The organism is Wolbachia endosymbiont of Drosophila baimaii (genome assembly GCF_028982185.1).
Classification (GTDB): Bacteria; Pseudomonadota; Alphaproteobacteria; order Rickettsiales; family Anaplasmataceae; genus Wolbachia; species Wolbachia pipientis.
The window spans coordinates 1-645 of record NZ_JAPQLE010000152.1 but is presented as its reverse complement, the minus strand read 5'-3'; the positions used below and the strand labels follow the sequence as shown (position 1 = coordinate 645).

Here is a 645-nt window from a genome sequence, read left to right as displayed (position 1 = left end):
ATAAATTTCTGCATCTCTTTCTAGATCCAAAACAGGAACGCCTAAATTTCCACCAATAGCTACTTTTTTCCCTGCAGATTTTAATATGTGCCCTATTAGTGATGTAGTGGTTGATTTACCATTTGTTCCTGTGACGCCTATTACCTTCTGGTTCGCAGTTTTAGTTTCAAGAAATAGCTCAATGTCTGATTTTATTTTGCAATCAAATCTCCTTGCAAGTTTTACTATCCAATGTGGCTCTGTTGGCACTCCAGGGCTTAAAACCAATGCACTGATCTCATGCCAATTGTATTCCTTGGGATGAATAAAATTACATTTTTTATACATCATTTTTGCATTTGCTATTTGCTCTTCATGATCATCCCATGCATATATTCTTGCACCACTCTTTGTTAGAGCGTTAATGGCGGATAAACCAGTTTCACCAAGACCAAAAACCGCGACGTTTTGATTTTTGTATTTGTTTAGTTGCACTGCTAGATAACTTATGCGAACCATTTTATAAAGATATCGTACAAACTACAACAGACTTCTTGCATAGGTCACAACTGTCATTCAATAGAAACGAAAAAACTTACTTGACACCCTCCGCCAGTCCCCTTATCATGAAACTGAAGCTATTTATTTATCTTCTCTGTACAGATT

At 36.4% G+C, this 645-nt stretch carries 1 protein-coding gene; it reads right to left on the bottom strand.

The window, feature by feature from the left end:
• A partial coding sequence (locus OZD66_RS05040) for a Mur ligase family protein (RefSeq protein ID WP_275022417.1) occupies positions 1-498 on the bottom strand: 498 nt, incomplete at its 3' end.
• Positions 499-645: the final 147 nt, after the last annotated feature.